This window comes from Massilia alkalitolerans DSM 17462 (genome assembly GCF_000427785.1).
Taxonomy (GTDB): domain Bacteria; phylum Pseudomonadota; class Gammaproteobacteria; order Burkholderiales; family Burkholderiaceae_D; genus Telluria; species Telluria alkalitolerans.
On sequence record NZ_ATYR01000016.1, the window covers coordinates 101,634 to 126,874 of the forward strand.

Annotated in this window: 17 protein-coding genes; 11 read left to right on the forward strand and 6 right to left on the reverse strand. The window is 66.9% G+C overall.

Annotation, left to right across the window (positions count from 1 at the left end; genetic code table 11):
* Nucleotides 1-43: 43 nt before the first annotated feature.
* The 3 genes from YWC_RS0117045 to YWC_RS0117055 are packed head-to-tail and all read right to left on the reverse strand — an operon-like array spanning nucleotide 44 to nucleotide 6,597.
* Nucleotides 44-523, reverse strand: coding sequence for a hypothetical protein (locus YWC_RS0117045; protein ID WP_036214800.1), 480 nt, complete (start codon nucleotides 521-523; stop codon nucleotides 44-46).
* Nucleotides 524-571: 48 nt separating this feature from the next.
* Nucleotides 572-4,687, reverse strand: a complete 4,116-nt coding sequence (locus tag YWC_RS0117050; RefSeq protein WP_027866468.1) for a DEAD/DEAH box helicase — start codon at nucleotides 4,685-4,687, stop codon at nucleotides 572-574.
* Entirely contained in the window at nucleotides 4,684-6,597 is a 1,914-nt protein-coding gene (locus YWC_RS0117055; RefSeq protein ID WP_027866469.1) for a S9 family peptidase, read from the reverse strand. Before YWC_RS0117055 ends, YWC_RS0117050 begins: the two co-directional genes overlap by 4 nt.
* A gap of 100 nt (nucleotides 6,598-6,697) precedes the next feature.
* Here YWC_RS0117055 and hemE point away from each other — a divergent pair, with 100 nt between their 5' ends.
* The 3 genes from hemE (at nucleotide 6,698) to YWC_RS0117070 (ending at nucleotide 11,208) form a co-directional block, all read left to right on the forward strand.
* Complete coding sequence (hemE, locus tag YWC_RS0117060; protein ID WP_027866470.1) at nucleotides 6,698-7,780, forward strand: uroporphyrinogen decarboxylase; 1,083 nt, start codon at nucleotides 6,698-6,700, stop codon at nucleotides 7,778-7,780.
* A gap of 565 nt (nucleotides 7,781-8,345) precedes the next feature.
* Nucleotides 8,346-10,352, forward strand: a complete 2,007-nt coding sequence (locus YWC_RS0117065; RefSeq protein ID WP_027866471.1) for a primosomal protein N' — start codon at nucleotides 8,346-8,348, stop codon at nucleotides 10,350-10,352.
* A gap of 22 nt (nucleotides 10,353-10,374) precedes the next feature.
* A complete protein-coding gene (locus tag YWC_RS0117070) occupies nucleotides 10,375-11,208 on the forward strand; it encodes a hypothetical protein (protein WP_027866472.1) in 834 nt (277 codons plus the stop codon).
* Nucleotides 11,209-11,268: 60 nt separating this feature from the next.
* Here YWC_RS0117070 and YWC_RS29830 read toward each other — a convergent pair whose 3' ends face one another.
* Nucleotides 11,269-12,135, reverse strand: a complete 867-nt coding sequence (locus YWC_RS29830; protein ID WP_027866473.1) for an oxygenase MpaB family protein — start codon at nucleotides 12,133-12,135, stop codon at nucleotides 11,269-11,271.
* Between the two features lie 113 nt (nucleotides 12,136-12,248).
* On the opposite strand from YWC_RS29830, the gene YWC_RS0117080 reads away from it, so the two are divergent.
* A complete protein-coding gene (locus YWC_RS0117080; protein ID WP_027866474.1) occupies nucleotides 12,249-13,688 on the forward strand; it encodes a dihydrolipoyl dehydrogenase in 1,440 nt (479 codons plus the stop codon).
* A gap of 41 nt (nucleotides 13,689-13,729) precedes the next feature.
* On the opposite strand, the gene YWC_RS0117085 is transcribed toward YWC_RS0117080, so the two are convergent.
* Complete coding sequence (locus YWC_RS0117085; RefSeq protein ID WP_027866475.1) at nucleotides 13,730-14,215, reverse strand: SRPBCC family protein; 486 nt, start codon at nucleotides 14,213-14,215, stop codon at nucleotides 13,730-13,732.
* A 152-nt stretch (nucleotides 14,216-14,367) separates the two neighbouring features.
* On the opposite strand from YWC_RS0117085, the gene modA reads away from it, so the two are divergent.
* The 6 genes from modA (at nucleotide 14,368) to YWC_RS0117115 (ending at nucleotide 21,619) form a co-directional block, all read left to right on the forward strand.
* Complete coding sequence (gene modA, locus YWC_RS0117090) at nucleotides 14,368-15,114, forward strand: molybdate ABC transporter substrate-binding protein (RefSeq protein ID WP_027866476.1); 747 nt, start codon at nucleotides 14,368-14,370, stop codon at nucleotides 15,112-15,114.
* 6 nt (nucleotides 15,115-15,120) lie between these two features.
* Nucleotides 15,121-15,801 carry a molybdate ABC transporter permease subunit gene (modB, locus tag YWC_RS0117095; RefSeq protein ID WP_027866477.1) on the forward strand — a complete coding sequence of 227 codons (681 nt, stop codon included), beginning with the start codon at nucleotides 15,121-15,123 and terminating at the stop codon, nucleotides 15,799-15,801.
* Nucleotides 15,798-16,874 (forward strand): molybdenum ABC transporter ATP-binding protein, encoded by a 1,077-nt coding sequence (modC, locus tag YWC_RS0117100; RefSeq protein ID WP_027866478.1) that lies wholly within the window; start codon nucleotides 15,798-15,800, stop codon nucleotides 16,872-16,874. The genes modB and modC overlap by 4 nt, the downstream gene beginning before the upstream one ends.
* 93 nt (nucleotides 16,875-16,967) lie before the next feature.
* Nucleotides 16,968-19,028, forward strand: coding sequence for a UvrD-helicase domain-containing protein (locus YWC_RS0117105; protein ID WP_027866479.1), 2,061 nt, complete (start codon nucleotides 16,968-16,970; stop codon nucleotides 19,026-19,028).
* 177 nt (nucleotides 19,029-19,205) lie between these two features.
* A complete protein-coding gene (locus YWC_RS31670; RefSeq protein WP_051306525.1) occupies nucleotides 19,206-21,362 on the forward strand; it encodes a DUF4214 domain-containing protein in 2,157 nt (718 codons plus the stop codon).
* Between the two features lie 53 nt (nucleotides 21,363-21,415).
* Nucleotides 21,416-21,619 (forward strand): SlyX family protein, encoded by a 204-nt coding sequence (locus YWC_RS0117115; RefSeq protein WP_027866480.1) that lies wholly within the window; start codon nucleotides 21,416-21,418, stop codon nucleotides 21,617-21,619.
* Here YWC_RS0117115 and YWC_RS0117120 read toward each other — a convergent pair.
* Nucleotides 21,594-22,913, reverse strand: a complete 1,320-nt coding sequence (locus YWC_RS0117120) for an FAD-dependent oxidoreductase (RefSeq protein WP_027866481.1) — start codon at nucleotides 22,911-22,913, stop codon at nucleotides 21,594-21,596. The two genes, YWC_RS0117115 and YWC_RS0117120, sit on opposite strands and share 26 nt — an antisense overlap.
* Before the next feature lie 172 nt (nucleotides 22,914-23,085).
* On the opposite strand from YWC_RS0117120, the gene YWC_RS0117125 reads away from it, so the two are divergent.
* Nucleotides 23,086-25,215, forward strand: coding sequence for a M3 family metallopeptidase (locus tag YWC_RS0117125; protein ID WP_027866482.1), 2,130 nt, complete (start codon nucleotides 23,086-23,088; stop codon nucleotides 25,213-25,215).
* Nucleotides 25,216-25,241 lie beyond the last annotated feature (26 nt).

Consider the following 25,241-nt stretch of genomic DNA (forward strand, 5'->3'; position numbering starts at 1 on the left):
CCCGCTTGCGCATCGCTGAAACATTCCGACACTTAGTGCAAACTTAATCGGCGGCGCCGGAACGGATCATCTGCTGGTGGATCGCATTGACCGTTTCCACGGCGTCGCGTCCGCGCGCGATTCCATGCAGGACGATGCTGCTGCCACGGTCGAAGCGGTGGCCGATGTGGACCGTGTACGAGCGCGTCACCCAGGCGAAGAAGCCGCCGGCGTAACTGGCCTCCATCATGTCGCGCCACTTCACGCCGCTGACGCCGCGCGTCCACGGCAGGACGCCCGAGACCACCCAGACGCCGATGTCGTCGTAGTACAGCTGCACGCTGCGCACCAGCAGGAAGCGGTAGCCGACGACCAGCGCCGACAGTCCCAGTACCGCGGCGGCGGCCAGTTCGTTCCAGCGGAAGGCCAGCGGCAGCGCGACCAGGAACAGCAGCGCGGCCAGCGCCAGCACGCCGGCATAGGCCGTCCACGACTTGACGCCGATGACGCGCGCCTGCGCCGTTGCCGCTTTGTCCAGTTCCATCCGTGTTTACTCATCCATAAAAGCGGCATGATCACATGGAATGCCGTCCTACGCCAGGCCCTGCCTCAGCATGGCCAGCATTTCGCCCGGCGACATGCGCGCCGCCATCTCGGTCCCTTCCAGCAGGCTGTCGGCCAGGTCGCGCTTGCGACCATGCAGTTCGACGATGCCTTCCTCGATGGTGCCGCGCGCCACCAGGCGGTAGATCGTGACCGGGCGCTGCTGCCCCATGCGGTGGGCGCGGTCCGAGGCCTGGTCTTCCACCGCCGGGTTCCACCACGGGTCCATGTGGATCACGTAGTCGGCCGCGGTCAGGTTGATGCCGACGCCGCCCGCCTTCAGGCTGATCAGGAACAGCTCGCCCTCGCCGGCCTGGAAGGCATCCACGCGGCGCTTGCGTTCCTGCATCGAGGTGGCGCCGTCGAGGTACTGGTAGGGAATGTGCTTGCCGTCCAGGTACTTGCGGATCAGGCTGAGGTGGTCGACGAACTGGCTGAACACCAGCACCTTGTGGCGGTTCTCCAGCAGGCCGTCGACCAGGCGCGCAAAGGCGATCAGCTTGCTGCTGGCGATGCCTGCGCCGGGCGCCACCAGCTCCGGATTGCAGACGGCGCGGCGCAGCCGCATCATCTCGGCCAGGATCTCGATCGACTTCTGGCTTTCCGGCGCTTCCAGCGCGGCCAGCTTGTCCAGGGCATCGCGGCGCAGCGATTCGTACAGCGCGCTTTCTTCCTGGGTCAGCTCGACCGGCACCACGATCTCGGTGCGCGGCGGCAGCTCGGTGAGCACCTGGGCCTTGGTGCGGCGCAGGATGAAGGGTTGCGTGAGCCGGCGCAGGCGGTTCCTGGCCCCCAGCTCGGCGCGCTTGTCCTGGGCTTTCTCGATGGGGCCGGCGAAGCGCAGCTGGAACTGGTCGGCGCTGCCCAGCAGTCCGGGGTTGATGAACCGGAACAGGTTCCACAGCTCGCCCAGGTGGTTTTCCAGCGGGGTGCCGGTGGCCGCCATGCGGAAGTTCCCCTGCAGCGCCATCACGGCCTGCGAACGCTTGGTGTGCATGTTCTTGATGGCCTGGGCTTCGTCCAGCACGATGCTGTGCCATGGCCGTTTTGCAAACAGCGCCGCTTCCTGTTGCAGCAGGCCATAGCTGGCCACCACCACGTCGAAGGGACCGGCTTGCTCCAGCATCGCAGCGCGCTCGCCCGGCCCGAACAGCTTCAGGTTCAGGGTCGGCGCGAAGCGCTGGGCTTCGGCGATCCAGTTCAGGCAGACCGAGGTCGGCGCGATCACCAGCGCCGGGCCGTCGGGCGCACGCGTGAGCAGCAGGGCCAGGGCCTGCAGCGTCTTGCCGAGGCCCATGTCGTCGGCCAGGCAGGCGCCGACGCCTAAATGGGCCAGGCGTCCCAGCCATTCGAAGCCCTCGCGCTGGTAGTCGCGCAGCTCGGCCTGCAGGGTGGACGGCAATGCGGGGGTGAAGGCTTCGCTGTCGGCGATGCGCTGCAAATGCTTGCGCCAGGCCGCGTCGCTGTCCACGCTGCCGGCCTCGCGCGCCAGTTCCGCCAGCGAGAAGCTGGCCAGCGGATGCATGCGCAGCTCGTCGCCAATGATGGTCCCGTAGTCGCCGAGTTCCATCAGGCGGCGGTGCAGCTCGTCGCTCAGGGCCAGGTATTCGTTGTCGCCCAGCGCCACGAAGCGGCTTTTCCCTTCGCGCACGCGTTCGAGCAGCGAGCGCAGGTCCAGCACGCGCTGCTCGTCGACCACGATCTCGCCATTCGCGGCGAACCAGTCGCGGTCGCGCCGGACCTGGATGCGCACCGATTTCGAGTTCGCGCGCTTGGACACGCGGAATTTTTCGCCTTCCGGCCAGGCCACCACGACCTTCGCCGGATCCAGCTGGCGTAGTTCGTCCACCAGCTCCAGGCACAACAGGGGTTGGCCCAGCAGCCATTCGCCGTGCTCGAGTTCTCCGTGCTCGAGCGCCTGGCAGGCGCCGACCAGCTGGCGCTCGGCCTCGCGTTCCGCATTCAGGTCGCGCCGCGCTTCGGTGCGGATGCCGTTGACGTCGGCGATCACGCTCTCCGCGCCGGTGCCGGGCGAGTAATAGGCGCCGCCATCGAGCGGACGGACCAGCACCTGCATGCTCAGGCCCTGCTGGTAGGGGCGCAGGTGCAGGTGCAGGCGCGGGTCGGCCGCCACCTGCTCGATGTCGCCGGGGCTGGCGCCGATGTCCGACTGCACCGTGACGATCGAGGAGATCGCGCTGATCGCGCGCAGCACGCGGCGCTCGGCTTCCACCGGCACTTCCAGGCCCTCGCCGACGATGGCGGCGATGCGCCGGTGTTCCTCGTTGACGCGCACCAGGCGCAGGCGGGTCGGCGTCTCGCGCGTGACGATCACTTCGCCGTCCTGCTCGCCCGGCGCGGGGTGCAGCGAGATCGTGACCTTGGCGCCGCGCGCCTTGACCAGGAGTTCCGGCTCGCCCGGCAGCAGTTCGACACGGGTGCTCGGCGCATCCATCCAGAACAGCAGCGGATGGCCGACCAGGGCAGCAAGCGCCTTGTCGCGCTCGAACTCGAAACGGATGCCGGTGCTGCCGTAGTAGCGCCGTCCGGCAATGCTTGCCACCGCCTGTACGTCCTGGGCGGTGAGGAACTCGAGCTGCTGGGCATCCTCGGCCAGGCGCTTCAGGCCGATGGCGCGGCCACGGCTCCAGCCGCCCTGCGCATCGCGCTTCTGCTCGCGCGGCTCCAGCTCGCGCACGCCCATGTGCTCGTCGTAGCGGATCATCCACACCAGGCGCGATTCGCGCACCACCTCGGCATTCAGCGCCGGCTGCAGGTTGATCAGGGCGTTGAGCTGGCGCTCCCAGGCTTCCTCGCGCTCGAACCAGTGGGTCAGGTCGGTGATCCGATGACGGCGCCGCAGCTCGCTCGCGCGTGCTTCATGGGTGATGGCGCCCGCTCCGCCGATCTGGCCCAGCAGCGCGGCCAGCTGGGCCGACAGCAGGTCGAAGCCGGCGCCCTCGGACTGGGCCAGCATGTCCTCGATGTCCTTGCGCTTGCCCTGCAACTGCGGCAGGCCGAGCCAGTGATGCATCAGGGCGCGGAAGGTGAAGGGTTCGAGTGCCATCTCCCAGCTGCGCGAGGCCAGCACCTCGGCGTCGACGGTGCCGCGCCGGATCTCCTGCAGCATGCTGAGCTGGAAGACCACGGCCGTCTCCGGCCGCTGCACCGCGCGGGTGGCGATCTCCAGCCAGGCGTCGGCCAGCTTCAGCTGCGCCGGCTGATTGCTGCGCAGGAGGGCGGCCAGGTAGAGGTGGGCGCCGATACCGTCGAACACGGCCTTGCGCTTGCCGGTTTCGCGGCGCAGCTGCTTGAGCGCTCCTTCGATGCCGGGCAGGGCGACGTCGATGTCGTCGCGCAGCAGGGCGATCACGCTGCGCAGGAACAGGCCGGCTGCGTCGTCGACCTCCTGCAGCAGCCTGGAGGCGTCGTCGAGCCGGCCGCACAGGATCAGGTGTTCGCCCAGCGCGATGCGCAGCGCGATCGAAGGATCGCCCTGGCCCGCGTGGGTTTCCGCGGCGGCGCGGATCGCGGGCGCAAGTTGAGGTTCTCGCTGCGCATGCTGGACCAGGGTCGCCAGCACGCCGTCGAGCAGCGAGGGATCGATGCGCTCGAGCAGGGCGGGCTCGAAGGGACGCGCGCAGACCTCGACCAGCGGATGCAGGTAGGACGCTTCATGGCAGCGCAGGCAGGCGGCCAGCAGCGGCGTGACGGTCGATCCGTTTTCGCCGGCCAGCAGGGCCATGCGCAGCAGGGCCAGGCCCTGGCGGTAGCTGCGCAGGACCGGCGTGCCCTGCCAGTCGCGGCGCAGCGGCGTGACGCGTTCGTAGGCTGCGCGCAGGCTGGCGAACAGGTCGCCGCACAAGGCGTGCTCGATGGCCGGCCACACGGCGCCCGGCGCGATCGAGACGCCGCGTTCGCCGGCATCGAGGACCAGGCCCGCTTCACGCAGGCGCGCCAGCTCGGCCGCCCATTGTTCGGGCGGCAGCGACAGGCCGGCGGCCATCAGGTGTTCGAGGATGCGCTGGCGGCCCATGGGCTCGCCGCCCAGCGCCAGCAGGGACAGGAGCGCCTGCTCGCCGCTTTCCAGTTCTTGAAAAATCATGCAGCCGGCAGGTTCTCGATCTCCACCGCCGGCAGGCCGGCAGGCACGGGGATGTGGAAGACACGCAGGTAGAACACCAGCTCGGATTCCAGCGTCGTCACCACGCTCTCGGCCTTGCGGAAGCCGTGGCCTTCGCCCTCCAGGGTGATGTAGGCCACCGGCACCCGGCGCGCGCGCAGCGCCTCGACCATGGTTTCGGATTGCTGGGGCGGCACCACCATGTCGTCCAGGCCCTGGAAGAAGATCATCGGGCGTTTCAGCTTATCGGTGTGGTGGATCGGCGAACGCTCGCGGTAGACCTGTTCGGCGCGATCCGGCGGCGCGATCAGGTACTGGTTGTAGTGCGACTCGAACTTGTGCGAATCCGCATCCAGTCCGGCCAGGTCGGACACGCCGTAGTAGCAGGCGCCCGCCTTGAACAGGTCGTGGAAGGCGAGGGCGGACAAGGTCGTCAGGCCGCCGGCGCTGCTGCCGCGCACCAGCAGGCGCTCCGAATCGACCAGGCCCTGCTCCGCCAGGTAACGGGCGCCGGCCACGCAGTCCTCCACGTCGACCACGCCCCACTGGCCCTTGAGCAGGTCGCGGTAGGCGCGGCCGAAGCCGGTGCTGCCGCCGTAGTTCACGTCCAGCACCGCAAAGCCGCGGCTGGTCCAGAACTGGGTGGCCAGTTTGAGGGTGCTGGCCGCCATGCCGGTCGGGCCGCCGTGGCCGATGACGATCAGGGGCGGCAGTTCGCCCGCTGAGGGAGCGAAGTCGGCATTGGTGGGCGGATAGTGGAAGGCGTAGGCGGTGCGTCCGTTCGCGCTCGGGTAGCTGATCGAACGTGGCACCGACAGGTAGCCGACATCCGGCAACTGCGCGATCGAGCGAGCCAGCACGTCGTGCCGACCGCCGTCCAGATCGATGCGCGCCAGTTCGAGCGCGACCGTCGGCGCGCCGCCCAGCAGCGCAACCGTGTGCGCGTTCACGCGCAGTTCGCGGATTTCCTCGTAGGGCGTCGGCACCTCGGTGAGCTGGCCATTGCGCAGGCGCGCCAGCTTGCTGACCCCGCCCTCGATGTAGGCGCAGACGATTTCCTCGTCCGAAGTAAAGCCGTACAGCGAGCCGCCGAAGGTCCACAACGGCCCGCCGAATTCCGCTTGGCGCGGGCACAGCGCCCCCACCACGCCATGTTCGAAGCGGTACAGGTTCCACCAGCCGCTGCGGTCGGACACGAAGTGCAGCACGCCGCCGGGCGACCATTCCGGCTGGCAGACCGATTCCTGCGGCCCGCCCGCCACCAGCCGGCCATTGGCCAGCGTGCCGTCGTCCATGATGTCGGCCAGCCACAGTTCGCTGCCTTCCCAGGGCATGCGCGGATGGTCCCAGCACAGCCAGGCCAGGTGGCGCCCGTCCGGGGAGATGCGCGGCGCGGCATAGAAGTCGTTGCCGTCCACCAGCACGGTTTCAGCACCGTCGAAGCCGATGGCGGCGATCGTGTTCTCGGGGGTGTGGCCGCCGGCGGAATGGTCTTCGCGCACGGCCACCAGGCGCCGGCGCTGCGCATCGACCACGAAGTCGGCGTAGCGCTGCTTGTTGTCCTCGGCAGTGACCGGCGTCGGCTGCGCGCCCGGCTCGACCCGGTACAGCCGGCTGTCGGCGTGGTTCGAGAACCAGGCGACGCCATCGGCGACCGTGACCGCGCCGCCGCCGTATTCGTGCACCTTGCTGCGCACGTTGAACGGGGCCGGCGTCAGTTCGCCCCGGCTGCCCACCAGCGTCGAGCGTCCCGCCTCGCTGGCCCGTCCTTCCAGCCAGTACAGGTCGGCGCCGTCGAGCAGCAGCGAGGCGAGCGGCGTGGCGCCGGCCGCGACGACGGAGGCGGTGATCGGTGAGGTCCAGGTGCCGCAAGGGGCTTGCTGTTTGGTCATGACGGGTTCTCTCAATGGCTGGCTCGGTACAAGAACGCATTATAAGTGGGGGGCCAAAGATGCGATAATGGAGGTTTTCCCTCCGCATTCATTGTCAGCCATGCCACAATTCGCCCCGCTTCAGAACGACACCTTCCTGCGTGCGCTGCTGCGCCAGCCGACCGACTACACCCCGGTGTGGCTGATGCGCCAGGCGGGCCGCTACCTGCCGGAATACCGCGCCACGCGCAAGCAGGCGGGCTCGTTCCTGGGGCTGGCAAAGAATCCGGATTTCGCCACCGAAGTCACCCTGCAACCGCTCGACCGCTATCCGCTGGATGCCTCGATCCTGTTCTCGGACATCCTGACGGTGCCGGATGCGATGGGGCTGGGACTGTATTTCGCCGACGGCGAGGGCCCGAAGTTCGAGCGCCCGCTGCGCACGGAAGCCGAGGTACGCGCCCTGCAGGTACCGGATATGGCGTCGCTCGACTACGTCTTCAAGGCGGTGACCCAGATCCGCACCGCCATCAACGGCCGCGTGCCCCTGATCGGTTTCTCGGGCAGCCCCTGGACCCTGGCCTGCTACATGGTCGAAGGCGGCGGCTCGCGCGAATTCCACACCATCAAGAAAATGCTGTATGCGCGCCCCGACCTGATGCACCACATCCTGGACACCAACGCGCGCGCGGTCAGCCAGTACCTGAACGCCCAGATCGACGCCGGCGCCCAGGCCGTGATGATCTTCGATTCCTGGGGCGGCGCGCTGGCCGACGGCGCCTACCAGGAGTTCTCGCTGAACTACATGCGGATGGTCCTGAGCCAGCTGCAGCGCGAGAAGGATGGCGTGCGCATCCCGGCGATCGTGTTCACCAAGGGCGGCGGCCTGTGGCTGGACGAGATGGCGGACATCGGCGCCGACGCGCTGGGCCTGGACTGGACCGTCAACCTGGGCAAGGCGCGCGCGCTGGTGGGCGACCGCGTGGCCCTGCAGGGCAACCTCGACCCGGCCATCCTGTTCGCCGAACCGGAGCAGATCCGCGCCGAAGTCGAACGCAGCCTGACCGCCTACGGCAAGCCATCGAACGGCCATGGCCACGTGTTCAACCTGGGCCACGGCATTTCGCAGTTCACGCCGCCGGAGTCGGTGACCGCCATGGTCGAGGCCGTGCACAACTTCAGCCGCCAGCAGCGCACCGCCTGAACCGGTCAGTATTGTCCCCAGCTGCAGCAGCATTGCTGCAGCAAAATCTCACTTGTTCACAAGTTCGTTAAACCCCAGAATTATTCCTGTGGACATCTTTGCCAAGCCTGAAAATACGTAAATCAATGATTCTTAAACGTTTTTTTCATGGCGAACTGTAGGTATACACAGTAGCAGAGAGCATTTACAGGTAAATTGTCCCGGCTTCCTGTCCATTGTTCACAAAGTTATGCACAGGATGACGGATGAGTTGTGAAAAGTGCTTCGTTTACGCGGACTTAGCTCAACTCTTCAAGTAAGGTGTGAAGATTCTGGTGCACCGCAACGAGTTTTCCCATCACACATGTGCAGTTATGCACAGCAAGGCGATTCCAGCCCGCGTTGTTAACAGGGATAACTCTGTATTTGCAAGTCATTGAATTTACTGGATAATTTATTGTTGTTCCAGTGAATCGCGCGTTTGGAGTTGATCTAACGTAAACCTCGAACGGGGTCAAGTGCAGCGCTATTCACAAAGTTTTCCACAGCTTATTGGTTCTGGTTTCCTTACTCAAGAAGGTTGGATTTGGCACACTGCTTCCTACAGGTTGCGCTCGATACACCGCTGAACAGCTGCTTCGATTACCGCTGGGAATGCCAGCCGGGCGAAGAGCCGGCGGTGGGCCAACTCGTGCTGGTGCCCTTCGCGCGCCGTGAGGTCGTGGGCCTGATCGTCGCCGTCAAGGAAGACACCGAGGTCCCGGCGGACAAGCTGAAGGATGCGATCGCCGTGCGCAGCCAGCTCTCGCCCTTGCCCGAGCGCTGGGTGGCGCTGGCGCGCTTTGCCGCCGACTATTACCAGCGCCCGCTCGGCGAGGTGGCGCTGCCCGGCCTGCCCAAGAACCTGCGGGTGCCGAAGACCGTGGCGCTGGACCGCGCGCTGAAAAAACTGGCCAAGGAGGGGAGTCCGCACGATCCGACGCCCTCTGGCATGCCCGTGCTGAATCCGGCGCAGCAGGAAGCGGCGGGCAGCATCGGCGGGGCGCAGGGCTTTACCCCGATCCTGCTGTACGGTGTCACCGGCAGCGGCAAGACCGAGGTGTACCTGCAGGCCTGCGCCCAGGTGCTGGCGCGCGAGCAGGACGCCCAGATCCTGATCCTGGTCCCGGAAATCAACCTGACCCCGCAACTGGAAGGGAACATCCGCGCGCGCTTCCCCGGCGTGATGCTGGCCACCCTGCACAGCAGCCTGTCCGAGGGCGAGCGCATGCTGCACTGGCTCGCCGCCCACCAGGGCCGGGCGCGCATCGTGCTGGGTACGCGCCTGGCCATCCTGTCCTCGCTGCCGAGCCTCAAATTGATCATCATCGACGAGGAGCACGACCCCTCGTACAAGCAGCAGGAAGGCCTGCGCTATTCGGCGCGCGACCTGGCCGTGTGGCGCGCGCACCAGCTGGGCATTCCGATCGTGCTCGGTTCGGCCACGCCTTCGCTCGAGACCTGGCACCACGCCCAGTCCGGCCGCTACCGCAAGCTCGAGCTGCGCGAGCGCGCCGTGCGCGATGCCGTGCTCCCCACCGTGAAGCTGGTCGACATGGAACGCGACCGCCCCAAGGACGGACTCACGGGCGCCCTGATCGCCGCGCTGCGGGGGCGCCTGGACCGCGGCGAACAGTCGCTGCTGTTCCTGAACCGGCGCGGCTACGCCCCGGTGATCTGCTGCGACGCCTGCGGCTGGATCAGCAACTGCACCCGCTGCACCGCCTTCATGGTGCTGCACCGCCCCGAGCACCGGTTGCGCTGCCACCACTGCAGCCTGGAACTGCGCATCCCGCGCCATTGCCCGACCTGCGGCAACGTCGACCTGCAGCCGCTCGGGCGCGGCACCCAGCGCATCGAGGAAGGGCTGGCGGCGATGTTCCCGGAAGCGCGCATCCTGCGCATCGACGCCGATTCCACGCGCCTGAAGGGCAGCGCCCAGGCGGCTTTCGACACCGTGCACCGGGGCGAGGTCGACATCCTGGTCGGCACCCAGATGGTCGCCAAGGGCCACGACTTCAAGAAGCTCACCCTGGTGGGCATCCTGAACCCGGACACCGCCCTGTTCTCGCAGGACTACCGCGCCAGCGAGCGCCTGTTCGCCCAGCTGATGCAGGTGGCGGGGCGCGCCGGCCGCGCCGGAGCCGCTTCGGAGGTGCTGGTGCAGACCCGCTACGCCAGTCACCCGCTGTATGGCGCCGTCGTGCGCCACGACTACGACCGCTTCGCCGGCAGCCTGCTGGAAGAACGCCGCCAGGCCGGCCTGCCGCCCTTCATGTACCAGGCGCTACTGCGCGCCGAGGCGCCCGAGCTGGCCAATGCGATCGCCTTCCTGGAGGCGGCGCGCGACAGCCTGGTGTGGGATGCGGTGATGATCAACGACCCGATCCCGATGACGATGACGCGCGTGCACAACGTCGACCGTGCGCAGCTGCTGGTGGAATCGAGCTCGCGCCCAGCCCTGCAGGCTTTCCTGCGCGAGTGGGTCGAGATCCTGCGCGCGATGAAATCGCGCGTGCGCTGGTCGCTCGAGGTCGACCCGCTCGATATCTGAGCCAGCTTGCCGAAAGCCTCCCATGACCTTCCCGACTGCCGCACGCCTCCCGCTTCTGCTTGCATTGCTTGCCCTGCTGCCCGCGGCGCAGCTTGGGGCCGCGACGCATGCCGGACTCGATGTGGTCCATGAGGTACGCAACCGGATCGCGGCAAGCGACTGCGGGGCCGCCGTGGAGCGCCTCAAGAGCGGGCTGAAATGGGGCTATCCCGAGGTGGTGCTGCTGGCCGGATCGATGTACGAGCACGGCATCTGCGTCAAGGCCAGCTGGGACACTGCGCTGACCTTCTACGTCCGGGCCCATGAGGGCGGGGCGCCGGAAGCCGCCGAACGGATCGCCGCCGGTTTTGCCGACCCGGCCAGGGGGCCCGATGCCGCAGCGGCGCTGTGGTGGAACCTGCAGGGCCGTGGCAGCGCGCGTACCGAGGCCTGCGCCGTCAGTCCGCAGGCCGCAACGGACCCGGATCGCTTCGTCGCGGAACTGCGTACCTGGCATCCGTCCAGACTGGCGATCTGCAACTACATCGTCGGCGTGATCTCGACGATTTCCGCGGAAATGCGCTATCCGGGCCACGCCGAGGTGCTTGGCCTGGGTGGCGAAGTGAGCTTGCGCTTCCTGCCCGGGGTGCCGCGCATCGACCTGAAAATGGGCGGCAGCGGCGTCTATGTTCCGTACGGCGTGATCAGGGGCGATTCGCTGCCCAGCCGCCCCCTGGTGCCTTTGGTGCCGCTGAGCGGCTCGTTCGAGCATGCGATGCACGCGCTGGTCAATGATGCCCTGCGCCGCTATTCGCAGCCGGCCGGCATTCCCGCCGATGCCCAGGCCGGGGTCCAGTTCCTGTTCAAGCGCGAATGAGGCAATCCGAAAGGATTCACGTTCATCCGCACGGCTGGGCTGTGCCCCTTGAGACGACATTCACTGTCGGGATCCAGTACCAGATGCGCTGAGCCGGCGGGCAGCCTGGGCGGCTGGGGTATCGCCCAGCGGCAGCAGGGTGATCGAGCGCGCCAGCCCGCGCACGAGCGCCGCCTCGCCGGGCCGCAGGCCCTGCTTGCGCAACTGGGGCAATGAACGCACCGGCTCCGGCACGATGTCCACGGCGGCGCGTACCAGCAGCCGCTGCAGGGGCCGCATCGGGCCCGGTACCAGCGGCGTCTCGTGCATGATCCGCAGGAAGTCGGCCAGGATGCCGGAGCCTTCCAGCCGGGGCGCCGTTTCGGCCAGCAAGGCTTCCCACGCTCCCCAGGAGCGCGGCGCGCCAAGCGCGCCATACAGCCGGGCAGCGGTCTCGCCTTCGGCAAAGGCGGCATCCTTTTCGGGCGCCGACAGGGGCCGCAGGTAGCGGTGGTAGGCTTCGGTGAAGCCAAAGGCGGCGGTGGCCTGCACCCAGTCGAGCAGGCGCGGGTCGTTGGCGCGGTAGGGCATGCCTGCGGGCGTCGTGCCCCGTACCCGCTCATGCATGCGCACCACGCGCGCGATCATCTGCTCGGCCGCCGAGCGCGGCCCGTAGACGGTCATCATGGCCGCGAAGCCGGTGCGGCGCAGGCGCATGACCGGGTCCTGCCGGAAGCCGCCCTGGTCCCACACGCCGGAGCGCACCGAGGGTTCGCTCAGCTCGAGCAGCACCGCCGCCACCCCGCCCACGAACAGGACGACCGGATTGGCGAACACCTGCCAGGCGATGCCGTCGCGGGGAGCGAGCGCAGGCTCGCCTGCCGGCTGGTTGAAATCGAAGGCCATGCCCGGAGGCGGGCGCAGCAGCTCCCTGATCGGTTCCAGCATTCGCCCTCCCATGGTGACAGGTGATCATGGTGGCACATTGGCCCGGTTCCGGCGGTCCGGCTGAAAATCGCGTATCGTTTCGTCATCATCTGTAGAAAGACCCGGAGAAGACGATGAACAAACTGGATGTGGATGTCGCCATCATCGGCACCGGCACCGCCGGCATGACGGCCTATCGGGCGGCGAAGGCGCAAGGAGCCCGGGTGGCGGTTATCGAAAGCAGCCACTACGGCACCACCTGCGCACGGGTCGGCTGCATGCCCAGCAAGCTCCTGATCGCGGCAGCCGAGGCCGCGCACGTGATGCAGCACAGCGCGCCCTTCGGCGTGCACGCGGGCGACGTCCGCATCGACGGCCGCGCCGTGATGGAGCGCGTGCGGCGCGAGCGCGACCGCTTCGTGGGCTTCGTGCTGGAAAGCGTCGAGTCCTTCGATGACGCAGACAAGCTGCGCGGCCATGCGCGCTTCACCGGCCCGCATACCTTGGCTGTAGACGACCACACCGAAATCACCGCCGGCCGCATCGTGATTGCCACCGGTTCCACGCCGTTGCGCCTGCCCGTGCTGGAGAACGTCGGCCCCGGTATCGCCACCAGCGACGACGTGTTCTACTGGGACGAGCTGCCGAAGTCGGTGGCCGTGATCGGCACCGGCGTGATCGGCCTGGAGCTGGGCCAGGCCCTGCACCGCCTGGGCGTGCGCGTGAAGCTGTTCGCGCGCGGCGGCAGCATCGCCCACCTGAGCGACCCGGAAGTGCTGCGCAGCGCCACCCGTGTGCTCACCGAGGAACTCGACATCCAGTTCCAGTCGAAGGTGACGGGCGCGGTGCAGGAGGGAGACGAAGTGGCATTGCGTTACAGCGACGCCCTCGGTGAAGAGAAGACCGAACGTTTCCAGGTCGTGCTGATGGCGGCCGGCCGCACGCCCAACGTGCACGACATCGGGCTGGAGCACTCGGGCCTGGAGCGCGGCCCGGACGGCATTCCGCTGTTTGACGTCCGCACCATGCAGTGCGGAACCAGCCACATCTTCATCGCCGGCGACGCCAACAACGAGCGCCCGCTGCTGCACGACGCCGCCGACCACGGCAAGATCGCGGGCGACAACGCGGGCCGCTATCCGGACGTGCGTCCGGGATTGCGCCGCACGCCGATCGCGGTGGCCTTCACCGACCCGAACATCGCCACCCTGGGCGCGAACTACCGCAGCCTGTGCGAAGGCGGCAAGCGCAAGTTCGCGGTCGGTTCGGTCTCGTTCGCGAACCAGGGCCGCAGCCGGGTGATGTTACAGAACAAGGGGATGCTGCGGGTGTATGCGGAATACGGCTCGCGCCGCTTCCTGGGCGCCGAGATGATCGCGCCGCGCGCCGAGCACCTGGCGCACACCCTGTCCTGGGCCTGCCAGATGCGCATGACGGTGGACCAGATGCTGGAGATGCCCTTTTATCACCCGGTGATCGAGGAGGGGGTGCGCACCGCTCTGCGCGACCTGGCGCAGAACCTGTCCAAGGGAGAGAGCGAGATCGACCCGGCCGATACCGAGCCGGGTACGTAAGATCAGTTTGGCTTAATCATTCGCCAAAAAGATTAGCGAAATTAATTCAGGTAGCTGGCATCCAGCTTGCCCTCGCCGGCCAGCTGGCGCAGGATGCGCACGGTGTCGACGTCGGCTTCCTGGTAGGCCGAGCGCTTGAAGTCGTCGTACATGGCGTTGGCCGGGTCGGTGTGCTCGCCCTGGCCGTCGTCGTAGCAGAAGCGCACCAGCAGCACGGCGTCGCCCGGCGCCTCGATGATCATCTTCAGGCTGGAGGCCGCGATCTCGCCCTGGGCCGGCACTTCGTAGCGCACTTCCTTCAGCGGGGTCAGATACACGACGTCGTCGATTACCAGGTCGCCGTAGCGCAGGCGGCGCGCGAAGCTGCCGCTGGTCCTGTCGCCGATCGTGCATTCGTCCAGGTGCGGCACGAACATGGTCGGCGATTCGGCGCGCAGCACCAGCCCGCGCCACAGCTGTTCGATCGATATGGTGTCGATCAGCGGGTTGAGCGGATCGTTGATCTGGATGAGATGTTCAAATTTCATGGTGCAGTCCGAATAAGGCCTGGCGCGGGGCGCCACAAGCCTGCGATGGTACCCGATTGCGTGTCCCGGCGTCGCCGCTGCCCCGGCGGACGGGCGCGCTTTCATTGGTAATATAGCGATAGTTCTTCACCGTCCCGACTCGAAAGGGTGTCATGCAGCGTTTCCTCAGTCTCGCCCTCATCGCCATGGCATGCGCCGCGGGCGCCCATGCCGGGGAAGTCCAGGTAGCGGTTGCCGCCAATTTCACGGCTCCGATGCAAGCCATTGCCGCGCAATTCGAACAGGACACCGGCCACCGGGCCAAGCTGGCATTCGGTTCCACCGGGAAGTTCTATGCGCAGGTCAGGAACGGCGCGCCCTTCGAGGTCTTGCTCGCGGCGGACGACGAGACCCCGGCGCGGCTGGAAAAGGAGGGGCAGGCGGCGCCCGGCACCCGGTTTACCTACGCCATCGGCAAGCTGGTCCTGTGGTCGGCCCGGGCCGGCTACGTCGATGCCAAAGGCGAGGTGTTGCGAACAGGGGATTTCCGCCATCTCGCCATCGCCAATCCCAAGACCGCGCCGTATGGCGCGGCAGCAGTCACCGTCCTGAAAAAGCTGAACCTGTTCGACGCGATGCAGGCCAGGCTGGTGCAGGGCGAGAACATCGCGCAGACGCACCAGTTCATCAGCACCGGGAATGCGCAGCTCGGCTTCATCGCGCTGTCCCAGGTGGCCAGGGACGGCAGGATCGCCTCGGGTTCCGGCTGGATCGTGCCGGCCAGCCTGCATGAGCCGATCCGCCAGGACGCGCTGGTCCTGGCCAGGGGACGCGGCAACCCTGCCGCACAGGCCCTGGTGGACTACCTGAAGTCGGCCAAGGCCCGCGCCATCATCCAGTCCTTCGGCTACGCGCTGTAGTCCGGCATGGCAGAGGAAAACCTGGCAGCCGTGTGGCTGACGCTCAAGCTGGCGTCGATCGTCACGGTCCTGCTGCTCATCCTTGGGACGCCGATCGCCTGGTGGCTGGCGCGCACGCGCTCGCGCATGAAAAGCGCGGTCGGCGCGGTCGTGGCGCTGCCGCTGGTCCTGCCGCCGACCGTGCTCGGTTTCTACCTGCTGGTCGCCATGGGCCCGAACGGGCCGGTCGGGCGCGCCACCGATGCCCTGGGCCTCGGCACCCTGCCGTTCACCTTTCCCGGGCTGGTGATCGCCTCGGTGTTCTATTCCATGCCCTTCGTCGTCCAGCCCCTGCAGAATGCCTTCGAGGCGATCGGCGAGCGTCCGCTGGAAGTGGCGGCGACCCTGCGCGCCAGCCCCTGGGATACCTTCTGGTCGGTCGTGGTGCCGCTGGCGCGCCCCGGCTTCCTGTCCGGCGCCGTGCTCGGTTTCGCGCATACGATCGGTGAGTTTGGCGTGATCCTGATGATCGGCGGGAACATCCCGGACAAGACCCGCGTGGTCTCGGTCCAGATCTACGACCACGTCGAGGCCATGGAATATGCGCAGGCGCATTGGCTGGCCGGCGGCATGCTGGTGTTCAGTTTCCTTGTTCTTCTGGCCCTGTACACCTTCAATCCGCCGGCGGTGAAAGGCATCAAGGGATGAGCGGCATCCGCGCCAGTTTCCGCATCGACCGCGGCGGCTTCATGCTCGATGTCGACCTCGTCTTGCCGGGGCGCGGCGTGAGCGCCCTGTTCGGCCCCTCGGGTTCCGGCAAGACTACCTGCCTGCGTGCGATCGCCGGCCTGGAGCGCGCACCGAACGGCTATGTCGCGCTGGGCGACGAGGTGTGGCAGGATGAGGCGCGCAAGGCGTTCGTGCCGACGCACCGGCGCGCGCTGGGCGTCGTGTTCCAGGAAGCCAGCCTGTTCCCGCACCTGAGCGTGCGCGGCAACCTCGAATTCGGCTTGAGCCGGGTCGCCGGCGCCGACCGCCGCTTCGAACTCGGGCCGGTGGCCGTCATGCTCGGCATCGAAAGGCTGCTCGAGCGCAAGCCGGCGAGCCTGTCCGGTGGCGAGCGCCAGCGTGTGGCGATCGCCCGCGCCTTGCTGTCCTCGCCGCGCCTGCTGCTCATGGACGAGCCGCTCGCTGCACTCGACCTCAAGCGCAAGCAGGAAATCCTGCCTTACCTGGAGCGCATGCATGACGAGCTCTCCATTCCCATCATCTACGTCAGCCACGCGCCCGACGAAGTGGCGCGCCTGGCCGACCATCTGGTGCTGCTCGACGCCGGACGCGTGGTGGCCAGCGGCCCGCTCACCGAAACGCTGGCCCGCGCCGACCTGCCGCCGGCCTTCGCCGACGATACCGGGGTGGTGCTCGAGACCGTGCTGGCCGGGCACGAAGCCGACGATCTCTCGCGCCTGGCGTTCGAGGGCGGCGCGCTGTTCGTCGGCCGCCGCAGCGAGCCGGTGGGCAGCCGCCTGCGCTGCCGCATCCATGCACGCGATGTCAGCATCGCGCTGGAGCGGCCCCACCGCAGCAGCATCGTGAATCTCCTGCCGGCCATCGTGACGGCGACCGCGGCCACCGACACGCCGGGACACGTGCTGGTGCAGATGCGCATGGGCGAGGTGCTGCTGCTTGCACGCATTTCCGAACGCTCCCGGCGCGAGCTGGACATCCGTCCCGGCCTGCAGGTCTGGGCCCAGGTCAAGGCGGTCGCACTGCTTGCCTAGCACGTGTTGCAAAACTGCCTTTTTACGGCATCATTTTGGCGCGGTTTCGAACTCAGCCTTACAATACCCGGCCATTCTGCAGAAATCTTTCCCATGTCCAATGCACCAAAATTCGGCCTTAACGGGCCGCAGAGCGAAGCCGTGCTCTATCTCGACGGCCCATGCCTGGTGCTGGCCGGTGCCGGCTCGGGCAAGACGCGCGTCATTACGCAAAAGATTGCGTACATGATCGAAGACCGCGGCTACGACCCGCGCACGATCGCCGCCCTGACCTTCACCAACAAGGCCGCGCTCGAGATGCAGGAACGCATCGCCAAGCTGCTCAAGCAGCCCAAGCAGGCCAAGCAACTGACCGTCTCCACCTTCCACTCGCTGGGCGTCAAGATCCTGCGCCAGGAAGCGGCCGGCGTCGGCCTGAAGGACAAGTTCTCGATCATGGACAGCGACGATTGCTACACCGTCGTCTCCGACCTGGCGCTCACCACCGATAAACAGGAAATCCGCCGCATCCAGAACGCGATTTCGCTGTGGAAGAACGGCCTGGTCGACCCCGAGGACGCGATCCGCAATGCGAAGGACGAGGACGAAGCCATGTCGGCGCGCGTCTACCGCAGCTACCTGGCCACCCTGCAGGCCTACCAGGCGGTCGACTTCGACGACCTGATCCGCCTGCCGGTGGAGCTGTTCCGCAACAACGAATCGATCCGCGACCGTTGGCAGCGCCGCTTGCGCTATCTCTTGATGGACGAGTACCAAGACACCAACACCTGCCAGTACGAGCTGGTGAAACTGCTGGTGACGGGTCTCGGCAAGAAGCCGATGTTCACGGCCGTGGGCGACGACGACCAGGCGATCTACGCCTGGCGCGGCGCTTCGGTCGAAAACCTCAAAACGCTGCAGACCGACTTCCCCGACCTGCGCGTCATCAAGCTGGAACAGAACTACCGCTCCACCACCCGCATCCTGCAGGCGGCCAATGCCGTCATCGGCAACAATCCGAAGCTGTTCGAGAAGTCGCTCTGGTCCGAACACGGCCTGGGCGAGCCGATCGAAGTGCTGGGCATGCAGAGCGACGAGCAGGAAGCCGAGCAGGTGGCCATCATGATCTCGGCCGACCACTTCCAGCGCAAGAACAAGTGGACCGACTACGCGATCCTGTACCGCGGCAACCACCAGGCGCGCATCATCGAGCAGGCCCTGCGCAAGGAACGCATTCCCTACACCATGTCGGGCGGCCAGAGCTTTTTCGACAAGGCCGAGATCAAGGACATCATCGCCTACCTGCGCCTGATCGCGAACCAGGACGACGACCCGGCTTTCATTCGCGCCGTCACCACGCCCAAGCGCGGGGTCGGCATGGCCACGCTCGAGACGCTGGGCGAATTCTCCAAGCAGTGGAATTGTTCGCTGTTCGAGGCCGCGCGCAAGAACGGGCTGGAAGCCAAGCTGGCCGAGCGCCAGCTGGCGCCGCTGCGCGACTTCTGCCGCTTCCTGCTGGAGCTGGAAGACCGCGCCACCCGGCCCGGCCCCTCCGGCAGCGGCGACAATGCCGCCGAAGTGCTCGACGACATGATGAAGGAGATGAACTACGAGCACTACCTGTACGAGAGCTTCGACGACCGCGCGGCCCAGGCCAAGTGGCAGAACGTGCTCGAGTTCACCAACTGGCTGAAGGAACGCGGCCGGGGCGGACGCGACCGCGACGGCGAAGAGAAGAACCTGCTGGAACTGACCCAGATGGTGGCCCTGATGTCGATGCTCGAGGGCCAGGACGAGGAACAGGATGCGGTGCGCATGTCCACCCTGCACGCCTCCAAGGGCCTGGAATACCCGCACGTATTCCTGGTCGGGGTGGAAGAGGGCATCCTGCCGCACAAGGGCGACCCGGATGCGCCGGTGGAAGTGATGGCCGCCCGCATCCAGGAGGAGCGCCGCCTGATGTATGTGGGCATCACGCGCGCCCAGCGCACCCTGCGCCTGACCTGGTGCAAGAAGCGCAAGCGCGCCGGCGAGCTGGTGCATTGCGAACCCTCGCGCTTCATCAAGGAGATGGCGCTGGACGTCGGCGACGCGCCGCCCAAGGAAACCGAAGTGCTCAGTCCGAAGGAAAGGCTGGCCAGCCTGAAGGCCTTGCTGGCCATGCCGAAAGCATAAGGTCATCCGTGCCGGGGGCATGGATGGCGGCTGAGGCGTTGCGCATCAGCCTTGTCGGCCTGCTAATAGCCGCGCACGATTGAAATTCTTATTTGACTTCATCTGTGCCGCAGGAAATACTTTCCGGAAAGCGAGCTCAATGTAGAGTCTTGCAACCACTTTCTGACTATTTCACGCATGGCAACCGTTACCGACCTGACCACGACCCCCCTGTCCGGGCTGAATCACATCGATGCGCTGCTCGATATCGGCCCCGACTGGAACTACATGATCGGCGTGACGCCGAACACGATTTACTACACCTTCGACATCTCGTCCGGAAACGAAGTGAACCCGGATACCGGCACGGCGGTGACGGGACAGGCGGCGTTCAATATCACCCAGCAGACTGCCGCGCGGTCGGCCTTCACCTACCTGCAGCAGGTCACCGGCATCCAGTTCGTCGAAACCTCGAACGGCAGCAATGCTCAGATCCACTTGGCCAACCTCGACCTCGAAGGCAGCCAGACCACGGGCCTGTGCAGCTGGAACGGACCGTATTCGTACATCGGCAATAACGTCGTCGGATACAAGCCGAATGCCTATGTCTATCTCGATAACGTGGAATGGCGCGCGCAGAACGGCAATCCGGTACCGGGCAGCGAGGGCTACCAGACCCTGCTGCACGAGCTGGGGCATGCGCTCGGCCTCAAGCATCCCTTCCATGAGGGGGATGAGCACGACCACATCCATCTCCCCTTCCAGCAGGACAATACCGGCAATACGATCATGTCGTACACCGATACCGGCGGACCGTACAGCACCTTCAGCCCGTACGACATCGCCGCGCTGAACTGGCTGTACGGCGGCGATGGCCTGGGCGGCGCGCTCGGCGTCGACGCAGGCGGGCGCTTCATCACCGGCACGACCGGCGCCGATCGCATCAACGGCACGGCCGGCAACGACCGCATCGTCGTCCTTGGCGGCAACGACATCATCGACGGCGGGGGCGGCACCGACACCGTCGTGTTCAGCCGTGGCCGTGGCGAATACAGCTTCAGCGAAAACGGCAGCGGCAGCCTGCTCGTGACGCACGCGACCCTGGGCACCGCCACGCTCAGCAACATCGAACTGCTCGCCTTCACCGACGGACAGTACCAGCGTTCGCAGGTCACGAGCGACGTCACGCCGCCCGCGGCGCCGGCGCTGTCGGTGTCGAAGAATGCCGCCGGCTACACGTCCGGCAACAAGCCACTCGTCACCGGCTCGGCCGAAGCAAACGCCCTGGTGCGCATCTACGACGGCGAGCGCCTTGTGGCCGAAACCCGCGCCGACGCGAACGGCTTGTTCAGCGTGGTCGCCAGTGCCTTCAACGACGGCCTGAATTATTCGCTGCGCGCAAGTGCGACCGACGCCGCCGGCAACGTCTCGGCATTCAGCAATGCCGTCAGCTTCAACGTCGACGCGACGCCGCCGGTGATCCCGACCTCGACGCTGGCCCTGGGCGCGGGCGGCAACCAGCCGGTCTTCAGCGGCACCGCCGAGGCCGGCACCACGATCCAGCTGGTGCGCATCAGCGACGCCACCGAGATCGGCCGCACCGTGGTCAAGAGCGATGGCAGCTGGCGGATCGACTCGGTGGCGCTGCCGAACGGCCCCTATGAAGTGGCCGCCGTGTCGGTCGACATCGCCGACAACGCCACCAGCGCCGCGAACCGCATGCAGTTCACCATCGACAGCATGCTCAACCTGACCGGCAACAGCCTGAACAACACCTTCACGCCGGGCGCGGGCAACAACGCGGTCGACGGCGGCGCCGGCCTCGATACCGTCGTGTACAACGGCGCCCGCGCCGGCTTCACGATCGAGCGCGGCGTCTACGGCGTGAGCGTGACCGACAAGAGCGGCGCGCTGGGTATCGACAACCTGGTCAACGTCGAGCGCATCCAGTTCGGCGACACCATGGTGGCGCTCGACATCGACGGCTCGGCCGGCGAGGTCTACCGCCTGTACCGCGCCGCCTTCGACCGCGAGCCGGACAAGGGCGGCCTGTCGTTCTGGATCAAGGCCCTCGATACCGGCAATTACAACTTGACCCAGATCTCGCAGATGTTCCTGGCCGACAAGGAAGCCCAGGCCCTGTATTCGACCGACCCGTCGGACAGCTATTTCGTGAGCAAGCTGTACGCCCACGTGCTGCACCGTCCGGCCGAAGGCGCGGGCTTCGACTTCTGGGTCAATGGCCTGAAGCAGGCCTCGCGTGCCGAGGTGCTGGCCTTCTTCTCGGAAAGCCCGGAAAACCAGGCGCAGGTGATCGGCCTGATCAACAACGGCATCGAGTTCCCGCTCGCCTGATGCCGGGCTGCGCGCAGGGCTGTCATAATGACGGCTTTGCGCGCGAGTTGAACATGAGCCAGGAAGACCGTTTTGTCGATATCGAAATCAAGCTCGCGCACCAGGAAGACCTGGTCGAGACGCTGAACGACACCATCTACCGCCAGGGCCGCCGCATCGACCAGCTCGAAGCCCTGGTCGCCTCGCTGGTGGACCATGTCCGCACCCTGCAGTCCACCCGCCAGGGACCGGTCAACGAGAAACCGCCTCACTACTGACACCGGCGCCGGCCAGCATGGCGCCCAGCCGCTTGCCCAGGCACAGCAGGGTGAGCGTCGGCGGCAATCCCCATGGCTGCGGGATCACCGAGGCGTCGCACACGTAGAGTCCGGGCGCGGCGCGCAGCGCGCTGTCCACGCCTTCGCCGATGCGGACGCTGCCGCCGGGATGGGCGGCAAAATGGTGGCTTGCAAACACCTGCCGCGCGCCCGCCTGTTCCAGGATCCGGCGCGCCATTCCGATGCCTTTGTCAAGCCGCGCCCGATCGCCTGGCGTCAGGCGCTTGTCCACCCAGCGTGGGCCGACCGCGCCGCCGATGTCGTCGCGGATCTTCACCATGATGCTCAGCGTGCGCCGGTGCGCGCCCACCCGGTCGACCCGGCCGGCCTGCAGCGCGAAGGCCGCGTACATCGGCGCCGGCAAGGTGAGGTCGGCCAGCGCGACGCCCTCGCTTGGGAAGCTGGCGCCGGCCGCCATCGGCACCTCGGCGCCGCCGTTGGGGTCATCCAGGCCATCCACACTGCCCATCACCGCCACCACCGGATCGCTGAAGAAGGACGCCAGCCGCGGCCCCAGGCCGGAGGCATGCAGCAGGCGCGGGCTGCCGATGCCGCCGCCCGCCAGCACCACCGTCTGCGCCCGTGCCGTGTGCGTGCCGCCTTCGCGCCGGTATTCCACGCCGATGGCGCGTCCGTCTTCCACCAGCACGCGCCGTACCCGGCTGCGGTCCAGCAGCACGGCGCCGTGGCGGCAGGCGTCCTCGACGAAATCGCGTGCGCTCCACTTGGCGCCGTAGGGGCAGCCGTACACGCAGCGCCAGCAGCCGCTGCGGCAGGCCTGCGGGCGGATCATCTTGTCGAGCTTTTCCCAGTTGAACCCGGCAGCGCGTGCCGCCGCCATGATGCGCGCCGCCATTGGGCCGACCAGGTTGTCGGGCAGGGGCGCGAGCGGCAGTTCCGCGCGCAAGGCGGCGAGATGGGGCGCCAGGTCGATGCCGTGGGCGGCGAACATGGCGGCAGGGGGCGGGGCGGCGGTGGCGAAGTTCAGCGCCGAGCTGCCTCCCAAGGCGGTGCCGGCCACCAGCAGCGAAGCGTCGCGGTGCAGCCAGGCGCCGCGGCCGGGCAGGGCCATGGTGGCCATCTGGCCCAGGGTGCCGGCCAGGGGCGCGGCGCTGCCCTGCTCGAGCACCAGGACGCGGGCGCCGGCGCGCGCCAGTTCGCGCGCCGTGCTGGCGCCGCCGGGGCCGGTGCCGACGACGATGGCGTCGTAGGAGCGTTGGGTGAGGGATTCCATGGTGAAAACGGATGCTAGCACGGCCAGAATTGATACATGGCCGATACATGCCGATACATGGCCGATACATACCTTTTTTATTGTGACGACGTGCGTATAAGCCTGCTATGATCGTCGCGCAACGGCTGTCGAGCACTCCCGGCAGCTCCTTCAAAAGAGTCCGAAAGATCGCATGAACCGACCACACCTGTTCATCGTTGCCGCCAGCCTCGCGCTCGCGCACACCGCAGTGGCTGCACCGGCAGCGCCTGCCCTCGACGCCGCCAACCCGTTCGCCCAGCCCAGCAGCCTGCCGCTGAACTATCCGGCCTTCGACAAGATCAAGAACGAGCACTTCCTGCCGGCCTACGCCGCCGGCATGGCCGAACACCTGCGCGAGATCGACGCCATCGCCAGGGACAAGGCGGCGCCTACTTTTGAGAACACCATCGTCGCCATGGAGCGTGCCGGCCAGATGCTGGCGCGCGTAGCCGCCGTGTTCTCCAACTTGCAGACGGCCAACACCAACGACGTGCTGGACGCGGTCGACCGCGAGATGTCGCCCAAGCTGGCCGCGCACAACGACGCAATCTACCTGAACCCGGCCCTGTTCCAGCGCGTGAAGACCCTGCACGCCAAGCGCGCCACCCTGGGCCTGGACGCCGAATCGAAGCACCTGCTGGAGCGCGTGTACAAGGAATTCGTGCGCGCGGGCGCCAACCTGTCCGCCGCCGACAAGGACAAGCTCAAGAAATACAACGCCGAGATCGCCTCGCTGCAGTCGGACTTCTCGCAGCGCGTGCTGAAGGAAGCCAATGCCTCGGCGCTGATCGTGAACACACGCGGCGAACTGGCAGGTTTCTCCGACGCCGAGATCAATGCTGCTGCCGCCGAGGCGGAAAAGCGTGGCCTGAAGGGCAAGTACGCGATCGCCATCGTCAACACCAGCAGCCAGCCGCCGCTGGCCACCCTCACCAACCGCAAGACCCGCGAGCGCCTGATGGCGGCCTCGCTGAACCGCGGCAGCCGCGGCGGCGAGTTCGATACCCGCCAGCTGGTGCTGCGCCTGGTCAAGCTGCGCGCCGAGCGCGCAGCGCTGCTGGGCTACCCGAACTACGCGGCCTATTCGCAGGAACTGGAAACCGCCAAGAACCCGGCCGCCGTCAACAGGCTGCTTGCCGAGCTGGCCAAGCCGGCGGTGAACAACGCGCGCAAGGAGGCGGCCGAGATCCAGAAGGTCATCGACCAGGAGAAGGGCGGTTTCAAGCTCGCCTCGTATGACTGGCCGCTGTACCAGGACAAGGTGCGCGCCGCGAAGTACAACTTCGACGAGAACCAGCTGCGTCCCTACTTCGAGCTGAACCGCGTGCTGGTGGACGGCGTGTTCTTCGCCGCCACCAAGGAATACGGCATCACCTTCAAGGAACGCAAGGACCTGCCGGTCTACGATCCGGACGTGCGCGTGTTCGACGTCTTCGACCACGACGGCAAGCAGCTGGCGATCTTCCTGTTCGACCCCTACGCGCGCGGCAACAAGCAGGGCGGCGCCTGGATGAACGAATACGTGTCGCAATCTCACCTGCTGGGCAAGAAGCCGGTGGTCGGCAACCACCTGAACATCCCGAAACCTCCCGCCGGCCAGCCTACCCTGCTGACCTATGACGAGGTGCGCACCGCCTTCCACGAGTTCGGCCACGCGCTGCACGGCATGTTCTCTGACGTGAAGTATCCGCACTTCTCGGGCACCAATGTGCCGCGCGACTTCGTCGAGTACCCGTCGCAGGTCAACGAGATGTGGGCGATCTGGCCCGAGGTTTTGTCCAACTATGCCAAGCACCACCAGACCGGCGCGCCGATGCCGAAGGAGCTGCTGGACAAGGTGGTCGCTTCTAAAAAGTTCAACCAGGGCTACATGACCACCGAATACCTGGCCGCCTCGCTGCTCGACCAGCGCTGGCACCAGCTCAAGCCGTCCCAGGTCCCGAGCGACGTGCTGGCCTTCGAGGCCAAGGCATTGAAGGACGCGGGCGTCGACTTCGCGCCGGTGCCGCCGCGCTACCGCACGACCTATTTCTCGCACTCGATGAACGGCGGTTATTCGGCCGGCTACTACGCCTACCTGTGGAGCGAAAAGCTCGATGCCGACACCGTGCAGTGGTTCACCGAGAGCGGCGGCCTGTCGCGCAAGAACGGCGACCACTTCCGCAAGACCCTGCTGTCGCGTGGCGGCAGCGCCGATGCGATGGACCTGTTCCGTCAGTTCCGTGGCCGCGATCCGGTCATCGAACCGCTGCTGGAACGCCGTGGTTTGGTGGGCAACTGAGCCGGCAAAGATTTTTCCCTGCGCTG